The following is a 20080-nucleotide window of genomic DNA, read 5'->3' on the forward strand; positions in this document are numbered from 1 at the left end:
GGAGGGCGTGCGTGGGGGGTCTGGTGTGGCTGTGCGGTGCCGCCCAAGCTAGAGGATCGTTGAACAATCCGACAAGAGTCGTGTCGGCACGTCCTGCGTTCCGCGCCCGAGTCCTACGATGGGAGCCGTGCGTCGCCGGGAGCCCGGCGGGGGAGTGAGGATGCCGTGGGGACGACGGAGTCCGAGGTCGGCGGGCTGGCGGAGGACCGCCCGCTGCTCGGCCGCACCAGTACGGCCGAGCGGGTCGCGGACATCCTGCGCAGCCGCATCGCCGAGGGCTACTTCCCGCCCGGGGAACGCCTCGCGGAGGACGCCATCGGCAAGGCGCTCGGGGTCTCGCGCAACACGCTGCGCGAGGCGTTCCGGCTGCTGACCCACGAGCGGCTGCTGGTCCACGAGCTCAACCGCGGGGTGTTCGTCCGGATCCTGGCGGTCGAGGACGTCGAGGACATCTACCGGACCAGACGCCTGGTCGAGTGCGCCGTCGTCCAGGGCCTCGGCGGGCCCCCGTACGCGCTTCAGACGCTGGACGCGGCGGTCGTGGACGGCGAGCGGGCGGCCCGCCGCCACGACTGGAAGGGCGTCTCCACCGCCAACATCCACTTCCACCGGGAGCTCGTGGGCCTGGCGGGCAGCGCGCGCACGGACGAGCTGATGCGCGGTGTCCTGGCCGAACTGAGGCTCGCCTTCCATGTGGTGGACGACCCGAAACGGCTCCATGAGCCTTATCTCATAAGAAACCGGGAGATTCTGGAAGCGCTGCGGACGGGCGAGCGGAACGGGGCGGTCCGGCTGCTCGCCGACTATCTCGACGACTCCCGCAGGCAGTTGGTGGAGGCGTACGCGGGGCTGGTGGCGGCCGGGGGCTAGGCAGCGGCGGAGGCGGTCCGCACGGTCGTATCTGCGCCGTTTCGACCGTTGTCAGTGCGAGGACCTAATCTGTGCAGCGTGACTTCGCCTGCCTCGACGGAACCCGTTCCGCCCCAGCTCAGCGCGGGGCCGCGCCCGGCACCGGGCCCGGCCGCCGACGAGGGGCTGGCGCGTCGGCTGCGCGCGCTCGCCTGCACCGCGCCGCTGCACGACCTGGACGTGCGCAAGGCGAACCTCGCGGGCGAGTACTCGGTGTACGCGATGGCGGAGGTCGCCCTCGCCTCGATCGACCTCGTCACGCTGAACATGGACTTCGACACGGGCGCCGACCACGAGCAGATAGTGGCCAGGCTGATCCCGCGCGTCGCCGCGCAGGCGCCGGGCCGCCCGGCCGCCGAGCACGAGCGGGTGGCCCGCTGGGTCCTGGAGAACCTGATCAACGTCGGCAGCGTGGACCGCGGCTTCCGCGCGGTGTACGGGACGTTCAGCCCGGACGGCGTCTATGTCCGCCGGGACTACGACTTCAAACTGATCGAAGAGGTCCCGGGATACGGGGGCAGCGTCTACCTCCGTACGACGGACGAGGCCGTGAACGTGCTGGTGGGCGCGCTCGACACGGACGTCACCAGCGCGCAGATCGCCGCCGAGGTGAAGCTGGAGGTGCTGATCAGCCGGGGCCGGCTGGCCGACGCCCAGCTCGCCGCCGAGCAGGCGCGCTACCGGACCGTGCAGTACGCGGAGACCCTGCGCCGCACCCTGGAGGCGACCCGGCGCAACGTCCGCGCGGTCGACTGGCTCAACGCGGTCCCGGACATGATCGCGGAGGCGCTCGACCACGTGGCCGACCGCTACCGGCACGAGAACGCGATCCTGACCAACATCCGCAAGGCCCGGGACGAGGCGGAGGAGCCCGAGAACAAGCGGCGGGCCGCCGAGCTCGTCGACATCGTCAAGGACTGCATCCGGCGCCACACGCAGCTGCAGTCGCGCCTCCTGGAGGCCGGGCCGCTGTTCCGCGCCGAGCAGGACCGCCAGGCGTTCGCGCGCCCGGCCGCCCGGACCGGCCTCGACCTGTACGGGCAGCTGGTCGCGCCGCTGCTGCCGCTGCCGGTCGAGGACGCGACGCGGGTGACGGACGCGTTCTTCGCGCGCGGGACGGGGCTGCGCACGCCGGTCTCGGTGCGGGTGGCGGACCTCGTCGACATCCTTTTGACGCCCCCGATCGAGCGGGAGCACCTCGGCGCGGAGATGCCCGAGCCCGATCTGATCGCCACGCCGGACGACAGCCGCTTCAGCGAGGAGCAGCTGGCGGCGGCGATGGAGCTGCTCGACCTGGAGCACGACGCGCCGCGCCGGCTGTCCGGCCTGCTCGCCGAGGCGCGCGGGCTCGACCCCGAGCTGCCGTACCTGGTCGCGCTGCTCGCGGTGCACGCGGCGAGCCCGCCGGTCGGTACGGCGTACCGGCAGGGCGAGGAGCGGCTGCTGTTCGCCGTCGACGACGGGACGGAGCTGGACGACCCGGAGTTCGGCGGGGCGGACCTGATCGTGGGAACGGCCCGGCTGGACGCGGCGGGGATGGCGGCGGCCCGGGAGGCGGCGTGAGCCGGTTTCCCCGGGGGCTACGCTCCCGGCCCCCGTTGCGGGGCCTGCGGCCCCTGCACCCCGCTGCGTTCGTCTGCGGGTCGTCTGTGGCTGGTCGCGCAGTTCCCCGCGCCCCTTAGATGCCGCTGCGCGGCAATCCCCGGGGCGCCCGGAGGGGCGCTTTCAGGGGCGCGGGGAACTGCGCGAGCAACCCAGCACGGTCCGCAGACGAACTCAGGGGGGCTGGGGGCGTAGCCCCCAGCAGCCCGCCCCGACCCACCACCCGGCCGTCCGCCAGAGGGCTTTAGGGAAGGGGCGGGGTGGGGAATCCGCGCCGCCCACCCGCACCGCACCCCCCCACCCCCCACCGCACCAAAGAACGACCACCCCCCAAGGAGACCCCGTGACCGACCACCACCCCGAGCGTGAGCCCGACGCCGGCGACGGTGTCGGCGACGCGCCCCGGGACGCGGGCGACCGGCGGATCACCCCCGCCGACGCCGCCGACGCCGCCCGCCTCGTCGCCTTCGGGCTCCAGCCCAAACTGCTCCCCGCCCGCGACGCGGAGTACGCGGAACTGCTCCGCCGCCACCGCGAGGACCCCGGGTTCGCCCGCCTCGCGGACGCCGTCGCCGCGGGCCTCGGACTCGTCGTCCTGGAGGTCTCGCCCCGCGCCGGCATGGCCGTGACCGCCGCCGAGGACTCCGTCTTCGCCGTCCGCATGGGCGACTACGCCCGCCGCGCCGCCACCGACTCGGCGGACCGCTTCCTGCACGGCCTCGCGCACCTCGCCGTCGCCGCGATGGCCTTCCCCCGCCCCGAGGACCTGGCCGACGACGGCTACATCGGGCGGATCACGGTCAACGGCGTCGACGCGTTCGTACGCCAGGCCTGCCGCCGCCTGGAGGAGCGCGCCGCCGAGCAGGGCGAGAACACCGACCCCGAGACCGGCGCCCCCGGCCTGGAGGCCGCCTGGCGCATCTACGCCCGGCGCAGCTCCACCGGCGCCACCAAGGACGCCCGCCGCCTCGCCGGATCCACCACCGGCATCGTGGCCAAGGCCGTCGCGTTCCTCACCGAGTCCGGCTTCCTCCAGCGGACCGGCGACGACGCGGGCGGCGCCTACCGCACCACCGCCCGCTACCAGCTCCAGGTCCGCGACATGGCGGGCAGCGCCGCCCTCGCCGAGCTCCTGGAGCTCGGTGTCGTCGCGGTCAGCGACGGCAGCGCGACCCTGCTGCCGCCCCCCGACGGCGACGACCTCGACCTGGCCGCCGACGCCGGCCTCCCGTTCCACGCCTGACCCCCACAGGCACACCCGCCCCCAGACACACCCACCCGCCACATCTACGAGAGTCCGCCATGTACGAGCTGTCCCGGGTCCGCCTCTACTCCATCGGCCCCGCCGGTGCGCGTTACGCCGACACCGTGCTGGACCTGCGCGGCGTGGGCGCGCCCGTGCCCCACCCGGCGCCCACCCAGGCGGAGTTCTTCGAGGACGAGCCGGTCGGCCCGCCGCGCCGCCCCGCCCCCGCCGGCGTGCTCTTCCTGGAGAACGGCGGCGGCAAGTCCGTCCTGCTCAAGCTGATCTTCTCGGTGATGCTGCCCGGCCACCGCAACACCCTCGGCGGCGCCAGCTCCGGCGTGCTACGCAAGTTCCTGCTCGCCGACGACTGCGGCCACGTCGCCCTGGAGTGGCAGCACACCCTCACCGGCGAGCTGGTCGTGGTCGGCAAGGTGAGCGAGTGGCGCGGGCGGCAGGTCTCCAACGACCCGAGGAAGTTCGCCGAGGCCTGGTACTCGTTCCGGCCCGGCCCGGGCCTGAGCCTGGACTCGCTGCCGGTCGCCGAGTCCAGCGCGGTGCGCCCGGCCGCCGAGGGCGCGTCCGGCGCCCAGGGCAGGCGCCGCACCATGAAGGGCTTCCGCGACGCGGTCACCGAGGCGGGCAAGGCGTACCCGCACCTCGACGTGGTCTGGGAGGAGATCCACGACCGCTGGAACGAGCACCTGGGCGACCTGGGCCTTGACCCCGAACTTTTCCGCTACCAGCGCGAGATGAACGCCGACGAGGGCGAGGCGGCCGGTCTCTTCGCGGTCAAGAAGGACTCCGACTTCACCGACCTGCTGCTGCGCGCCGTCACCGACACCCGGGACACCGACGGCCTCGCGGACCTGGTCGGCGGCTTCGGCGACAAGCTGGGCCGCCGCGCAGAGCTGACCGCCGAGCGCGAGTTCACCGCGGGCTCGGTGGACCTGCTCAACCGGATCGTCGAGGCCGCCGAGGCCCGCTCCCGCGCGCGCGACGTCCACGCCGGGGCCGAGCGCCGTACCCGTACGCTGGCGCGCAGGCTCTCCGCGCGCGCGGGCCAGGAGCGCGGGCGCGCCACCGACCTCGCGGGCCGGGTCACCGCCGCCGCGCACACCGTCACCGAGGCCGAGCGGACGCGCGGCCGCAGCGCCCTGATCGCCTCCGAACTCGCCTACCGCCACGCCTCGCTGGCGCTCGCCGTCGCCGAGAAGGCCGCCACCGCCCAGCGCCGCGAGCTGGCCGACGCCCGTACGCTGCACTCCGCCTGGCAGGCCGCCGAGGCGGTGCTGCGGCACAAGGCCGCCGCCGACCGCTCCGCGCGCGTGGCCGCCGCGATCCGCGAGGCCGAGCGGGACGCCGCGCCCGCGCTCGCCGCCCGCGCCACCGCCGCCGCCGATCTCGTACGGGCGCTGCACACGGCGGCCGAGGACGGCGAGCGGGTCGCCGCCGAGGAGGAGGAGCGGTCCGCCGCACTCCAGGAGGCGAGCGAGGCGGCCCACCGCGACGCCACGGCCGCCGCCACCGAGGCACAGCGCGCCCGCAGCGAGGCCGGGCACCTGCGCCAGCGCCTCGCCGAGGTCGAGCAGGAGACCGCCGAGGCGGTGCGGGCGGGCTGGCTGGACGACAGCGCCCCGGACGCCGACCCGGCCAGGGCCGCGCTCGCCGCGAGCGACGCCGAGAAGACGGCGGTCGCCGCCTGGGACACGGCCCGCGACAGCGCCCGCGCCACCGCCGACCGCGCCCGCGAGGCCGCCGCCGAGCAGGCCCGCGCCGAACTGGCCGCGGCCCGCGCCCAGGACGCGGCCGAGGCCGCCGGCAACGCGTACGACGCGGAGCGCCGTGCCGCCGAGTCGATCGCGGCCGACGAGCGCCTCGCCGAGCTCCTCGGCCTCCCGTCCGCCCCGGCGGCCGGGATCCCGCTGCCGCGCAGGGCGACGATGTACGCGGCGGAGGCCGTCCACCACGCGGTGCACGGCACCCCCGCCTCCTTCGCGGCGGACGGCGCGGACAGCCCGCTGACCGCCGAGGAGCTGGACCGCCAGGCCGACGAGCTGAGGCAGCTCCTGGACCAGGGCATCGCCTCCGCCGAGCGGCACCTCTTCGAGCTGCGGACCGCCGCCGCCGACGACGCCCGCATCCTCGGCGCGCTCGGCGACGGCGGACTGCTGCCGCCGGGCCCCGACGTCCTCGCCACCGTCGAGTACCTGGGCGAGCACGGCATCCCGGCCCTGCCCGGCTGGCGCTACCTCGCCCAGGCCGTGGACCCGGCCGACCACGCCTCGGTGCTCGCGGCCCGGCCCGAGCTGGTCGACGGCGTGGTGATCACCGACCCCGCCTCGCACGTCCGGGCCCGCGAGGCGCTGGCCGGCGCCGCGCTGCTGCCCCGGTCCGCGGTGGCCGTCGGCACCGCCGCCGCGCTGCTCGCGCCGGTGCCCCGGCAGGGCGAGCAGGGCGCGGGCGAGACGGATGTCTTCCTCGTCCCGCCGAACCCGGCCATGCACGACGAGCACGCCGCCGACGAGGAGCGGCAGGCGCTGCGCACCCGCGCCGCCGCCCGCGACGAGGAGATCCGCGCCCTCGCCGCCCGTCTCGCGGGCGACCGCGGGCTCGCCGCACGGATCGGCTCCTGGCGCGCCGACTGCCCGCCCGGGATGCTCGACGAGCTCGCCACGGCCGCACGGGACGCGCGCGCCGCCGCCAAGGCCGCCGTGGAGGAGCTGACCGAGGCCCGTACGGAACGGGCGGAGGCCGACGAGGCCGCCGCCGAGGCGTCCCGGGTCCGCGACGAGCGCCAGGAGGCCGCCCAGCGCGCCCGCCGCGCCGCCGACGCGCTGGCCGGGCTCGCCTTCCGGCTGCGCGAGCGCGCGGGCTGGCAGAGCACCCTGCGCGAACTCGTCGACGAGGCCGCCGAGTCCGAGGCCCGCGCCCAGTCCCTCCTGGAGCGCGCCCGGGCCGCCGACGAGGACCGCCGCGGCGCCCAGCGCGCCGCCGACGACGCCCACCGCACCGCCCGCGCGCTGCGCGCCGAGCGCGCCGAGATCGCGGGCGCGCCGGAGAACCTGCCGGAGCCGGACGGCGACGCCCCCAAGGCCGCGCTGCCCGCCCTGCGCGAGGCCTACCGGGCCGCCTCGCAGTTGTACGAGAAGGTCGGCGTCGGCGCCGACCTGCGCGCCGAGCAGGCGCGCGCGGAGAGCGACGAGAGCGCCGCGCTCGCCCAGCTGGACCGGCTCACCAACAAGGTCCGCACCCGCGCCGCCCAGCTCCTGGAGGGCACCGACGGCGCCGACGGCCCGTCCCGGCAGGCCGCCGCGGCCCGCGCGGAATCCCTCGTACAGCTCCTGGAGACCAGGGCGTCGGCGGCGAGCGAGCAGCTCGGCCGGCTGCGCGGCGAGGCCGAGCGGCTGGCCCCCGAGGACGGCGAGGCGCACACCGAGCTGCCCGAGGAGCAGGTGCCCGGCGACGCCGAGCAGGCGCAGGGCCTGCTGCGCACCGCCACGGCCGAACTGGCCGCCCGCACCGCCGAGTTGGAGACCTCGCGCGCCGCGCACGCCGAGCTCCTGCAGGCCCACCGGGCCGCCGAGGACGCGGCCGGAGGCTTCGACGAGACGGCCGCGCTCCTGCGCGACCTGCTCCGCGACCACCAGCAGGAGGAGGACGAGCAGACGCCCGAGCCGTTCCCCGGCGACCTGGCCGAGGCCCGCCAGTCGGCCGCCGAGGCCCGGCGTTCGCTGCGCGGCTGCGCGGGCGACCTGTCGGCGGCCGAGGCCGCCGTCCGGGAGGCCTCGGACGTCCTGGTCCGGCACGCCAACGCGACCCGGTACGAGCAGGTGCGCACCCCCGCCCGCCAGCAGATCCGGGAGCTGCCCGCCGCCGCGCTGCCCGAGCACGCGGCGTCGTGGGCGGCGGCGTTCGCGCCCCGGCTGCGGGTCCTCACCGACGAGCTGGAGCAACTGGAGCGCAACCGGGACTCGATCGTGGACCGGCTGCGCGGGCTCGTCGAGTCGGCGCTGACCACGCTGCGCTCGGCCCAGCGGCTCTCGCAGCTGCCGGAGGGTCTCGGCGAGTGGTCGGGGCAGGAGTTCCTGCGGATCCGGTTCGAGGAGCCCGACCAGGCGACGCTGACCGAGCGCCTGGGCGAGGTCATCGACGAGGCGACGCGCGCGGCCCTGAAGAAGAACTCCGACATGCGCCGGGACGGAATGTCCTTGCTGCTGCGGGGAGTTCAGGCGGCCCTGGAGCCGCGCGGCATCGCCGTGGAGATCCTCAAGCCGGACGCGGTGCTGCGCGCCGAGCGCGTCCCGGTCGGGCAGATGGGCGACGTGTTCTCGGGCGGGCAGCTGCTCACCGCCGCGATCGCGCTGTACTGCACGATGGCCGCGCTGCGCAGCAACGACCGGGGCCGCGACAAGCACCGCCACGCGGGCACGCTGTTCCTGGACAACCCGATCGGCCGGGCCAACGCCACGTATCTCCTTGAGCTCCAGCGGGCCGTGTCGGACGCGCTCGGCGTCCAGCTCCTGTACACCACGGGCCTGTTCGACACGACGGCGCTCGCGGAGTTCCCGCTGGTCATCCGGTTGCGCAATGACGCGGACCTGCGGGCGGGGCTGAAGTACATCAGCGTCGAGGAGCACCTGCGGCCGGGCCTCCCGAAGGACCCGGACGGGTCGGTGCACGGGGAGATCACGGCCACCAGGATGTTCAAGAAGCCGGCGTGAGCCGGGGGGCGCGCAAGCGCCCCCCGGGCCCTCTCAGCGCGCGTCCGCCTTCATCATGTCCGCGCACTTCTCGCCGATCATCATCGTCGTGATGCACGGGTTGACGGTGACCAGCTCCGGCATCACCGAGCCGTCGGCGACGCGCAGTCCGCGTACGCCCTTGACGCGCAGACGGGCGTCGAGCGGCGCCATCGCGTCGTCGTCGGCGCCCATCTTCACCGTGCACGCCGGGTGGTAGACCGTGTTGTGCGTGGTGCGGATGTACTCGAACAGCTCGTCGTCGGTACGGACGTCGGGCCCGGGCGCCAGCTCCGCGCCCGCCCAGTCCGCAAGGGCGGGCTGCGCGGCGATCTCCCGGGCGAGCCGCAGCCCGTACGTCATCACCCGTACGTCGTGCTCATGGGTGAAGTAGCGCGGGTCGACCATCGGCTTGTCGCGGTAGTCGCGGGTGCGTAGCCGGACCGTGCCGCGCGACTTGGCGTGCGTGACGTTGGGCGTCAGACAGAACGCGTTCTCGCTGGTCGGGTAGCCGTGCCGGGCGGTGTTCATGTCGAACGGCACCGAGCCGTAGTGGAACATCAGGTCCGGCCGGTCCAGGCCCGGCTCGGTGTCCGCGAAGATCCCGATCTCCCACCACTGGTTGGAGCGGGTCGGCATCGGCCGCTTGGCGTCCCACATGATGACGCCCTCGGGGTGGTCCTGGAGGTTCTCGCCGACGCCGGGGGAGTGCACCAGCGTCTCCACGCCCACCTCGCGCAGATGGTCGGCGGGCCCGATCCCGGAGAGCATCAGCAGCTTGGGCGTGTCGATCGAGCCGCAGCTGACGACGACCTCGCGCCGCGCGGAGACGGTACGGGTGTGCACCAGGTCGGGGTCCAGGTACTCGACCCCGGTGCAGCGCCGGTCCTCGCCGATCACCAGCCGCTTGGCGCGGATCCCGGTCCGTACGGTCAGATTGGGCCGCTTGCCGATGATCGGATGCAGATACGCGACCGAGGACGACTGGCGGATGTTGTTCTCGTCCGAGTTGATCTGGAACCAGTTGGCGCCTCTGACCACCGTACGGCCGGTGTTGAAGGGCGTGGTGGGGATGCCGTTCTGGGCGCACGCGTCGAGCAGCGCGCTGCCGCAGGGATCCTCGCCCTTGATGGTGCGCAGCTTCACCGGGCCGCTGCGGCCGTGGTGCTCGCCGGGCGCGTCGTTGTTCTCCAGGCGCCGGTAGAGCGGGAAGACGTCCTCGGCGCCCCAGCCCGTACAGCCCTCGGCGGCCCAGCCGTCCAGGTCCTCGGCGGGCGCCCAGAAGGCTATGCAGGAGTTGTGCGAGGAGCAGCCGCCGAGCACCTTGGCGCGCGCGTGGCGCATCATGCTGTTGCCGCGCTCCTGCGGCTCGACCGGGTAGTCCCAGTCGTAGCCCGATTCGAGCAGCCCCATCCAGCGCTCCAGGCGCAGCACGTCGTCGTCGCCGACGTCCGAGGGGCCCGCTTCCAGGACGCAGACGGTCACCGAGGGGTCCTCGCTGAGCCGGGCCGCGACAACGTTGCCCGCGGTGCCGCCGCCGACGACGACGTAGTCGAACTCGTCCGTGTGCGTACCGGTGTTGGCCTCGTTCATGATTCCTTCGCTCCTTGCTTCAGCCGGTGGCGGCGGCGGTGGTGCCGGGGGTGGTGGTGGGGTCGGTGTCCCGCTTCTCGGCGGCGTGGTCCGCGAGGACGCCGGTGCGGTGGCGCTGGACGAACCAGTAGTAGGCGAAGCCGCCCACGGTGACGGCGCCGACGAACAGCACGCCGCCCCAGCGCAGGTACCAGTGGTACGGGGCCGCCGCGTTGTAGACGGCGGCGCGCGGCCACAGCAGGTTGACGGTCATGCCCAGGCCCCACAGCACCGCGACGATGTTGACGGGGAGACCGAAGCGGCCGAGCGAGAAGCGCCCGGGCGCGGGCTGCCAGGTGCCGCGCAGCCTGCGGACCAGCATGGGCATCGTGACCAGCAGATACGCCAGGTAGATCATGATGATCGCGATGCTGGTGACGACCGAGAAGATCTGCGGCTGCTTGATGTTGACCAGCAGGATCCCGATGGCGACGAGCCCGCAGACCACGGCGGGCGCGATCGGGGTCTGGAAGCGCGGGCTGATCTTGGCGAGCCGGCTGCCGCCCGGCAGGTTGTTGTCCCGGGCCATCGCGAACATCAGCCGGATGCCCGCGGTGTGCACGGCGAGCTCGCAGACCACGACCGCGATCACCACGCACCACAGCAGCGCCTGGCCCATGGTGTCGCCCAGCGTGCTCAGGACCACGTACTGGAGCCCGTCCACGGAGAGTTCGGGCGCGCTCAGGTCCGGTGTGGCGAGCAGCGCGCACAGCAGGATGAGGCCGCCGATGACGAACGAGGCGATCAGCGCCCGCAGGATCGCGCGCGGCGCGTTGCGGCTGGGGTCGACCGACTCCTCGCCGAGCGAGGACGCGGTGTCGAAGCCGTACATGACGTACGCGGAGGCGAGCGAGGCGGTGAGGAACGCGCCGAAGTAGCCCAGGTTCTGGCCGGCGCCGATGCCGTGGGTCTCCACGATGGCGCTGGGGCCCCGGGTGATGTGCGCGGCCAGCAGGATCACCAGGATCACCGCGGCGATCAGCTCGATGAAGACGCCGGCCGTGTTGATCCGGGCCATCAGCTTGACGCCGAACGCGTTGACCACGGTGGTGAAGAGGATCAGGCCGCACGCCAGCACGACCGCGTTGGCGGCGGCGTCGTACTTCCCGCTGCCGTCGCCGACGAACTGGAACCACGACGAGATCTGAGGGAGCGTCAGCTGGAGTGCCAGGGCGACGGCGGCCAGCGAGACCATGCTCGCCAGCGTCATCATCCAGCCGGCCAGCCAGCCGACGTGCGGACCGCCCAGGTTCTTGGCCCAGTTGTAGACCGATCCGGCCACCGGGTAGCGGGCGGCCAGCTCGCAGAAGCAGAGCGCGACCATCAGCTGGCCGACGAAGACCAGGGGCCACGACCACCAGTAGGCCGGGCCGCCGAGGCTGACGCCGAAGTAGAACATCTGGAACGTGCCGGTCAGGATCGAGATGTAGCTGATCCCGGCGGCGAAGGTGTGGAAGTTGCCGAGGGTGCGCTTGAGCCCCGGCTTGTACCCGAGTTCGGCGAGCGCGGCGTCATCGGCGTCGGCGCCCGCCCGGGCTGGGGAGGGGGAGGGGGGCGGGGGTGTGGTGGCGGTCATCGGGGATCACTCCTCGTACAGGATCGTGCAGAGGGGAGGGCAGGGACGGGCGTTCGGCGGGGCCGCACCGCGGGCGGCGGCCGTTCACTCGGAACGGCGCCGCGGGCAGCGGTCGTTCAGTCGAACCAGCGCTGCGGGCGCGGCTCGGTGTTGCGCCAGATGTGCTTGGTCTCCTGGTACTCGGCGAGCCCGGCGAGACCGAGCTCGCGGCCCGTTCCCGACTGCTTCATCCCGCCCCACTCGGCCTGCGGGACGTACGGGTGGAAGTCGTTGATCCACACCGTGCCCGCGCGCAGCCGGGCGGCGACCCGCCGCGCGCGTGCCTCGTCGCGGGTCCACACCGCCCCGGCCAGGCCGTAGATGGTGTCGTTGGCGAGCGCCAGGGCCTCGTCCTCGTCGCGGAACCGCTCGACGGTGAGCACCGGTCCGAACGACTCGTCGCGGACCACGGACATCGCGGCCGTGCACTCGTCCAGGACGGTGGGCAGGTAGTAGTGGCCGTCCGCGAGCGCCGGGTCGTCCGGGCGGGCGCCGCCGCAGCGCAGCACCGCGCCCTCGGCGAGCCCGGCCGCGACGTACGCCTCGACCTTGGCGAGATGGGCCGCCGAGATCAGCGGGCCGGTGCGGGCCTGCTCGTCGAAGGGGCCGCCGAGCCTGATCAGCCGGGCGCGGCGAACCACTTCGTCGACGAAGCGGTCGTGCAGCGAGTCCTCCACCAGCAGGCGCGCGCCCGCCGAGCAGACCTGGCCGGAGTGCAGGAACACGGCGGTCAGGGCGTAGTCGACGGCCGTCTCGAAGTCGGCGTCGGCGAAGACGATGTTGGGGTTCTTGCCACCCAGTTCGAGCGCGGTGCGCTTGACCGTGGCCGCCGCCGACGCCATCACGTGCCGGCCGGTGGCCAGTCCGCCGGTGAACGACACCAGGTCCACGCGCTCGTCCTCGACCAGCGGCGCCCCGACGGCGGGGCCGGTGCCCAGGACCAGGTTGGCGACGCCGTCCGGCAGTCCGGCCTCGGTGAGCAGCCGCATCAGCATGATCGCGGTGTGCGGGGTGAGCTCGCTGGGCTTGAGGACGAAGGTGTTGCCCGCGCCGATGGCCGGCGCGACCTTCCACGCGGTCTGCAGCAGCGGGTAGTTCCACGGAGTGATCAGCGCGCAGACGCCGACCGGCTCGGTGACGGTACGGCTGTCCGTCACCGGGTTCCCGGTGTCGACGACCCGGCCGGGCTCCTGCGCCGCGACGAGGTGGCCGAAGTGGCGGAAGCAGTTGGCGATGTCCGCCATGTCGTACTCGGACTCGACCAGCCGCTTGCCGGTGTCCAGGGACTCGGCGCGGGCCAGCGCGGCCGCGTCACGCTCGATGAGGTCGGCGACGCGCAGCAGCAGCGCGGCCCGCTGGGCGGCGGGGGTCCCGGGCCAGGGGCCTCGGTCGAAGGCCTCGCGGGCGGCGGCCACCGCGGCCGCCGCGTCCTTGGGACCCGCCTCGTCGACCACGGCGACCGGCGAGCCGTCCGCCGGGCAGCGGATCTCGCGGGTCTCCCCGTCGACGGCGGCGCTCCATCGGCCGCCGATGAACAGTTCAGGCATGACGCTCCTTGACTTCCGTCAGTTCCCTCAGCTCCTCGGTCACGAGAGTTGAGTCAGGGCAGCCGTGATCACATCGGCGCCCCGGGGCGCCGCTACCCAGGTATTCACACTTCAGACATGTGAGGCTTCAGACATGTGAGAACCCACTCATGGAAGGCCCGGATGTGGTGTTCGCTGGGAACCAGCACGCCGCCGCGCCGGTACGCGCGCGAATCCATGGCGGGCTGGGTGCGCTCGCACGCCTCGAAGTCCTGCACGTTGACGCGGTGGAACAGCTCCACGGACCGCGACACATCGGCGCCGGACGCCACGACCTCCGGTGCGTACAGCCAGTCGCACTCGACGACCGTGCGGTCCACGGCCAGCGGGAACATCCGGTGGACGATCACGTGGTCGGGCACCAGGTTCACGAACACCTGCGGTTTCACGGTGATCGCGTAGTAGCGGCGGTCCTGCGCGTCCGCCAGGCCCGCGAGGCGCCCGAACCCCGCGCCGCCGTCCACGGTGAACCCCTCCGCGCCCCGCGCGAACTCGGCGCCGTGCCCCACGTAGTACTGCGCGGCGAACCCCTTGGCGAACTCCGGGAGTACGTGGGTGAGTTCGGGGTGGATGGTCGCGCAGTGGTAGCACTCCATGAAGTTCTCGACGATCAGCTTCCAGTTGGCGCCCACGTCGTACGAGATCCGGCGGCCCAGGGCCAGTTCCGCGGCCCGGTAGCGCTCCACCGCCGCCGGATCGCCCAGGCGCTCGGTGGCCGCGCCGACCACCGTGTCCTCGAACGACGGCGGCTCCTCGGCCAGGCACACCCACGCGTAGCCGAGCCACTCGCGCAGCGCGACCCGCAGCAGCCCGCGCTCCTCGCGGTCCACGTCCGGCATCCGCGCCAGGTTCGGCGCGGCGACGAGTCTGCCCTCCAGGTCGTACGTCCAGGCGTGGTACGGGCACTGCAGGGTGCGCCGGACCGTGCCGCTCTCCTCGGCGCACACCCGGGCGCCCCGGTGTCGGCAGACGTTGAGGAACGCCCGCAGCGCGCCCTCGCGGGTCCGTACCACCAGCACGTTCTCGCGGCCCACCTGGACCGTGCGGAAGGCGCCGGGCCGGTCGAGGTCGGCGGCGCGCACCGCGCAGAACCACAGCGCTTCGAAGATCCGCTCCTGCTCGCGGGCGAAGACCGCCGGGTCGCAGTAGAAGCGGCCGGGCAGGGTCTCCAGCAGGCTCGGGGTGCGCTCGGCGGCCCCGGCGGTCATCGCGCGCCGCCACGGGCGCTCGCGGGGGCCGCGGTGCCCGTTTGCGCCTTCGTACCGAATCTGAGCGGGTCGAACAGCTCGATGGGGTGGGCCGTCGTGCCGTCGAGCGCCAGATCGGCGAGGATCTCGCCGACCACCGGCACGAACTTGAAGCCGTGCCCCGAGAAACCGCAGGCCACGGTGGCGGTCCCGGGGTGCGCCGGGTGCCGCGCGATCACGAAGTGCTCGTCCGGAGTGGTCGAATACATGCAGGTCACGGCCCGCAGGAACGTTCCAGGCAGGGTGGGGGTCACCCGGCGCATGGCCGCCGCCATCTCCTCGACCTCGGCCGGGGCCACCGTACGGTCGATGGTGGCGGGCGTGCAGGGGGCGCCGTCCTTGCGGAAGAACGCGACCTTGACGCCGCCCGAGGGCCCGTCGATGGCCGGGAACCCGTACACCTGGACCCCGTCCGCCTTCTCCCACACGAAGACGGGCCGGCGCTCCGGGAGAAACGGTTCGGTGCCGCCCTCGGGCCCGAACCAGTACATGACCTGCCGCTCGATGCGGACCGGCACACCGAGGTCCGCGAGCAGCTCGGGCGCCCAGGCACCCGGACAGATCACCAGCTGGCCCGCCGTGTAGCTGTTCTCGGGCGTGTGGACGCGGACCCCGCGCCCGCCCGGCAGCTCCTCCCAGCGGGTCGCCGGCTCCTCGAAGTGGAGCTCGGCGCCCGCCTTGGTGGCGAGCTGGAGGTGGGCCGCCACGGTGGTCTCCGGCCGCAGCAGTCCGGCCCGCGCCTCGTAGAGCGCCACCTCGTCGTCGAGCGGGTTCATGGTCGGGAAGCGGCGGCGGATCTCGCGGGCGTCCAGCATCTCGTGCGGCAGGTCCCACTGCCGGGCCGAGCGCACCGCGCCCGCGACCGTACGGCAGTCGGGGCGGCCCACCATCATCCCGCCGCACAGCAGGGCGATCTCGCGCCCCGAATCCCGCTCGATCCGGTCGTACAGCTCGTACGCCCGCAGCAGCAGCGGCACGTACGCCGGGTCCTCGAAGTAGGACTGCCGGGTGATCCGTGAGCCGCCGTGGCTGGAGCCGTGCGCGTGCACCGGGCCGAACCGCTCCAGGCCGAGGACGCGCGCGCCGCGCGCGGCGAGGTGCTGGGCGGCGGCCGAGCCCATGCCGCCGAGGCCGAGGACGATCACGTCGTACGTCGGAGCCATGCTTCCTCCCGGAGGGGTCGGTGCCCGGCCGGGCCCGCCTCGTGACGCGGTTCGACGCAGGACGCCGGTCAACGCATGAGGTGGGCCATCCGCGGGTCGAACAGCGGCTCTTCGGCGACGGTCGCGGGGACCTTCTCGCCGAAGTACTCGACATGGACCGGAGTGCCCGGCGCCAGGACGGGCAGCCAGGCGTACGCGACGCAGCGCCCGATCGTGTAGCCGTACGCGGCGCTGGTGACGTAACCGGCGGGCACGCCGTCGACCAGCACCGGCTCGGCGCCGAGGACCACCGCCGAACGGGAGTCCAGGGTCAGACAGGTGAGCCGGCGCTTGACGGCCGCGGGGTCGCCGAGCGCCGCGCGGCCCATGAACTCGCCCTTGCCGGGCCGGACCGCGAAGCCGAGCCCCGCCTCGTACGGGGTGTGCTCGGCCGTCATGTCGCGGCCCCAGGCGCGGTAGCCCTTCTCCAGGCGCAGCGACTCGAAGGCGCTGCGGCCCGCAGCGACCACATCGAGCCGCTGCCCGGCCTCCCAGAGCGTGTCCCACAGCCGCAGTCCGAGGTCCGCGCTCGTGTACAGCTCCCAGCCCAGCTCGCCGACGTAGCTCAGCCGCATCGCGGTGACCGGGACGTTCCCGATGACCGTCTCCTTCGCCCGGAAGTAGCCGAACGCGGAGTGCGAGAAGTCGTCGCGGGTCAGGGGCCGCACCAGCTCGCGGGCGAGCGGGCCCCACACGCCGACGCAGCAGGTGCCGGAGGTGATGTCCCGCACGGTCACCGAGTCCGGCGCGTGCGCGAGCAGCCAGTCCAGGTCGGCGGGGGAGTTGGCGCCCACCTGGAAGCGGTCCGGGGCCAGGCGGGCCACGGTCAGATCGGACCGGATCCCGCCCGCCCCGTCGAGCAGCAGCGTGTACGTCACCGAACCCGGCTTCTTCTCCAGCTGGTTGGTCGTCATCCGCTGGAGGAACGCGAGGGCGCCGCGCCCGGTCACCTCCAGGCGCCGCAGCGGGGTCATGTCGTACAGCGCGACCCGCTCGCGCGTCGCCTTCGCCTCCGCCGCCGCGATCGGCGACCAGTACCGCGCCGACCAGGCGTCGCGCACGGGAATGTGCAGCCCGTCCACCAAGGGCGCGTTCGTCTCGTACCAGTGCGGCCGCTCCCAGCCGCCGCCCTCCAGGAAGTACGCCCCGAGCTCGCGCTGGCGTACGTGGAAGGGGCTGGTCCGCAGCGGGCGCGGGCGCTCCATCGGCTGGAGCGGATGGACGACGTCGTACACCTCGACGAAGCTCTGGGCCGCCCGCTCCTCGATGTACCGCGGCGTGAGCTGGACGTCCTCGAAGCGCCGGACGTCGCAGGCGTGCACGTCAAGGGACGGGCGGCCGTCCGTCAGCCACTCGGCGACCGCCCTGGCCGCCCCCGCCGAGTGCGTCACCCACACCGCCTCGGCCAGCCAGAACCCGCGCAGCTCCCGGGACTCGCCGAGCAGCGGCATGCCGTCGGGCGTGAAGGAGAAGACGCCGTTGAAGCCGTGCGCGACCGAGCCGTACGCGAGCTCGGGCAGCAGCGCCGTGGCGTCCGCCCAGCTCGGCGCGAAGTCCTCCGGGGTGAAGGCGAGCGAGGAGGGCATGACGGGCGCGTCGTCGTACGCCGGGACCGCGAACGGGTCCACCGGCAGCGGCCGGTGGGCGTACGAGCCGATGCCGAGCCGTGCCCCGTCCGCGTCGGTGTGCGCACGGAAGTACAGGTCGCGGTCCTGGTGGCGCAGGATCGGCAGCGCGGCCGCCGCCCGTGCGGTGAGTCCGGCCAGCGGGGCGGTCGTCGCGTACTGGTGGGCGAGCGGCAGCAGCGGCACGGTCACCCCGGCCATCCGTCCGATCACCGGGCCCCAGAACCCGGCCGCCGAGACCACCACATCGGCCGGGAAGCGGCCCCGGTCGGTGACGACGGCGGTGACGCGGCCGTCCTCCCGCTCGATGTCCGTGACCGTGTGCCGCGCCAGGAAGCGGGCGCCCCGGGCCTGGGCGCGTGACCGCAGCGCCCGGGAGGCGAGCACCGCGTCGGCGAGCCCGTCGTCGGGGGTGTGGAAGCCGCCGAGGACCTTCTCCCTGTCGAGCGGAGGCCACAGCGCCCTGCACTGGTGCGCGGTGAGCAGCTCGCCCCGCACCCCCCAGGCGGCCGCGAGGCCCACCTTGCGGTGCAGATCGGCCCAGCGCTCCGGGGTGGTGGCCACTTCGAGCCCGCCGACCGCCCGGAAGCAGGGCTCGCCGTCCACGCTCAGCCCGCGCAGCGTGTTCACCGTGTACGCCGCGAACGCCGTCATCGTCCGGGAGGCGTTGGTCTGGAAGACCAGACCGGGCGCGTGCGAGCTGGACCCGCCCGGCGCGGGCAGCGGCCCCTGCTCCACCACGGTGACGTGCGACCAGCCCCGTGCGGTGAGCTCGTCGGCGAGCGAACAGCCCACGATCCCGGCGCCGATGACGACTGCGCGCGCGTGGGCGGGGTCGGCTGCGGGGGCGGTGCGGACCTCGTGAGACACGGCCTCACCCTCCTGTTGCGCAGAGCACTACCGGTTGCGCGATGTGAGACATGGTGAGGACGGCCCAGGGGAGCGTCAAGAGTGTCTGACCGGTCGCCGTCCGAGGGCTCCCCGGACCTGAATTCGCCTGTCAGACACAGAATGTGATGTGCTGTCAGCGCAGGTGTTGCCCGGGATGCCCCATGCGACGCGAGAGGTCCCGGGCGGCCTCCAGGACGCGCTCGGCGACCTCCGGGAGTGACTCCCGCGCCATCCGGTACGCCGGGCCCGAGACGCCGATCGCGCCGATCACCGAGCCGTCGTGGCCGCGCACCACCACCCCCAGGGCGTTGAGCCCGTCCTCCAGCTCCTCGGCCGTCTGCGCGTACCCCCGCTCGACCACCCGCGCCAGCTCGGTGCGGAGCACGGCCGGATCCGTGAGGGTGTGCGCGGTGAAGCGCGCCAGCCCCTGGGCGAGCAGTGCCTCGCGGCGCTCCTCGGGGAGGTGGGCGAGCAGCGCCTTGCCGCTCGCGGTCGCGTGCAGCGGGGTGCGCCGGCCCAGCCAGTTGAACGCCGTGACGGCCGCCGCACCGCGCGCCTGCATGATGTTGACGGCCGCGTCGCCGTCGAGCACGGCGACGTTGGCGGTCTCGCCCGTGCTGTCCGCGAGCGCGCGGCAGACCGGCACGCCCTCCTGCGAGATGTCGAGCCGCACGGCCGCGGCACCGGCCAGGCGCAGCATCCCGGCACCCAGGAAGTACTTCCCCCGCTCCTTCTCCTGGCCGACCAGGCCCCGGTTCTCCAGCGCCCCGAGCAGCCGGAACGCGGTCGACTTGTGCACCCCCAACTCATCGGCGATCTCGGTGACTCCGGCCTCGCCGAGCCGGGCCAGCGCCTCAAGGACGCTGACCGCGCGGTCGACCGACCGCAGTGCCCCGGCGCCGCCCCGGCGTCTGCCCGCGGCCGCGTCCGGCTCCTGCACCTCACCCACCGGCACTCCTCCAGGCCGCTATGCCCGGGAGAGGCTGCCCGTCTCGCTCGTGCCTATTCGGCCGGTCCCCGACCGCTCGGCCGCCCGGGCCGCACGCCGCACCCGGCGCCGCTCGCGGCGCAGTTGGCGCGCGGTGCTGCTGGGCACCGACACCACGCCGTTGCGCTGGTTCCACACCTGGCGGGTGACCCACACGTCCAGGACCGCCCAGGTCGCCACCACCGTGCTCGCCACGCTGCTGAGCACCATCGGGAAGGCCAGCCAGGAGCCCGCCACCGTGCACAGGAACGCGATCACCGCCTGGATCAGCGTGACCGCGACGATCAGCACCGAGCGCACCGCCGCGTCCCTGATCGGATCGGGCAGCCGCGGCCGGATCGCGGGCTCCTCCACCCACAGCGGCGGCAGTTCACCCGCGCCGCGTCCGCCCGTGCCGTGCCCGCTGTCGTCATGCCTGCCGTCCGCGCGCGAGTCCTTTCCGGCCGCGCGGTCCGCACTCATGCCTTCAGTGCCCATGGATACTCACTCCCCACCACCGGCACATCGATGCCTCCCGATGCGCACGGGTCCGTACATCCCCGTCACAACCCCCGTACAGAAGGACGAACGGAACTCCCCTAAGATTCCCCGGATTTGCGTGGAAGGCAGAATTCCAGCCATCCGGGCCCGGACGGGAACCACCGGCCCTACGGGTGTCCTCGGCCACACCCTGGAGGTGATCTCACGTAATACCAGGACAACCCATGATCAACTCTGCTGAGGGCGGCCGAAAATCGTCCGGACGTGCCTTCGAGTTGTCTATGTGGCAGTAGTAGGCTCACGCCGTTTGTTGACGGT

12 protein-coding genes are annotated in these 20080 nt (G+C 73.8%); 4 read left to right on the top strand and 8 right to left on the bottom strand.

The features are described 5' to 3' along the window. The first annotated feature begins 165 nt into the window (after window positions 1–165). The 4 genes from QIY60_RS24930 to QIY60_RS24945 all read left to right on the top strand — a co-directional run bounded on the left by QIY60_RS24930 (window position 166) and on the right by QIY60_RS24945 (window position 8478). The gene (locus QIY60_RS24930) at window positions 166–870 is read left to right on the top strand and encodes a GntR family transcriptional regulator (protein WP_283144413.1); all 705 of its coding nucleotides are present in this window, start codon (window positions 166–168) and stop codon (window positions 868–870) included. Window positions 871–948: 78 nt separating this feature from the next. Next, window positions 949–2472: a hypothetical protein gene (locus tag QIY60_RS24935; RefSeq protein WP_283144414.1), complete on the top strand. Its 1524-nt coding sequence runs from the start codon at window positions 949–951 to the stop codon at window positions 2470–2472. 382 nt (window positions 2473–2854) lie between these two features. Continuing rightward, window positions 2855–3754 (top strand): hypothetical protein, encoded by a 900-nt coding sequence (locus tag QIY60_RS24940; RefSeq protein ID WP_283144415.1) that lies wholly within the window; start codon window positions 2855–2857, stop codon window positions 3752–3754. 59 nt (window positions 3755–3813) lie between these two features. Beyond that, window positions 3814–8478: a hypothetical protein gene (locus QIY60_RS24945; RefSeq protein WP_283144416.1), complete on the top strand. Its 4665-nt coding sequence runs from the start codon at window positions 3814–3816 to the stop codon at window positions 8476–8478. 33 nt (window positions 8479–8511) lie between these two features. Here QIY60_RS24945 and QIY60_RS24950 read toward each other — a convergent pair whose 3' ends face one another. The 8 genes from QIY60_RS24950 to QIY60_RS24985 all read right to left on the bottom strand — a co-directional run bounded on the left by QIY60_RS24950 (window position 8512) and on the right by QIY60_RS24985 (window position 19759). Continuing rightward, a complete protein-coding gene (locus tag QIY60_RS24950) occupies window positions 8512–10089 on the bottom strand; it encodes a GMC family oxidoreductase N-terminal domain-containing protein (RefSeq protein ID WP_283144417.1) in 1578 nt (525 codons plus the stop codon). Between the two features lie 19 nt (window positions 10090–10108). Then, entirely contained in the window at window positions 10109–11704 is a 1596-nt protein-coding gene (locus tag QIY60_RS24955) for an amino acid permease (RefSeq protein WP_283144418.1), read from the bottom strand. Between the two features lie 116 nt (window positions 11705–11820). After that, window positions 11821–13290: an aldehyde dehydrogenase family protein gene (locus tag QIY60_RS24960; RefSeq protein ID WP_283144419.1), complete on the bottom strand. Its 1470-nt coding sequence runs from the start codon at window positions 13288–13290 to the stop codon at window positions 11821–11823. A gap of 104 nt (window positions 13291–13394) precedes the next feature. After that, window positions 13395–14537: an aromatic ring-hydroxylating dioxygenase subunit alpha gene (locus QIY60_RS24965; RefSeq protein WP_283144420.1), complete on the bottom strand. Its 1143-nt coding sequence runs from the start codon at window positions 14535–14537 to the stop codon at window positions 13395–13397. Further along, on the bottom strand, window positions 14534–15739 hold the full coding sequence (solA, locus tag QIY60_RS24970) for an N-methyl-L-tryptophan oxidase (protein WP_283144421.1): 1206 nt from the start codon (window positions 15737–15739) through the stop codon (window positions 14534–14536). The genes QIY60_RS24965 and solA overlap by 4 nt, the downstream gene beginning before the upstream one ends. 68 nt (window positions 15740–15807) lie before the next feature. Continuing rightward, a complete protein-coding gene (locus QIY60_RS24975; RefSeq protein WP_283144422.1) occupies window positions 15808–18273 on the bottom strand; it encodes an FAD-dependent oxidoreductase in 2466 nt (821 codons plus the stop codon). A 154-nt stretch (window positions 18274–18427) separates the two neighbouring features. Beyond that, window positions 18428–19243, bottom strand: a complete 816-nt coding sequence (locus QIY60_RS24980) for an IclR family transcriptional regulator (protein ID WP_283144423.1) — start codon at window positions 19241–19243, stop codon at window positions 18428–18430. A gap of 18 nt (window positions 19244–19261) precedes the next feature. Beyond that, complete coding sequence (locus tag QIY60_RS24985) at window positions 19262–19759, bottom strand: hypothetical protein (RefSeq protein WP_283144424.1); 498 nt, start codon at window positions 19757–19759, stop codon at window positions 19262–19264. Window positions 19760–20080: the final 321 nt, after the last annotated feature.

The sequence above is a fragment of the Streptomyces sp. BPTC-684 genome (assembly GCF_030028635.1).
GTDB classification, from domain to species: Bacteria; Actinomycetota; Actinomycetes; order Streptomycetales; family Streptomycetaceae; genus Streptomyces; species Streptomyces noboritoensis.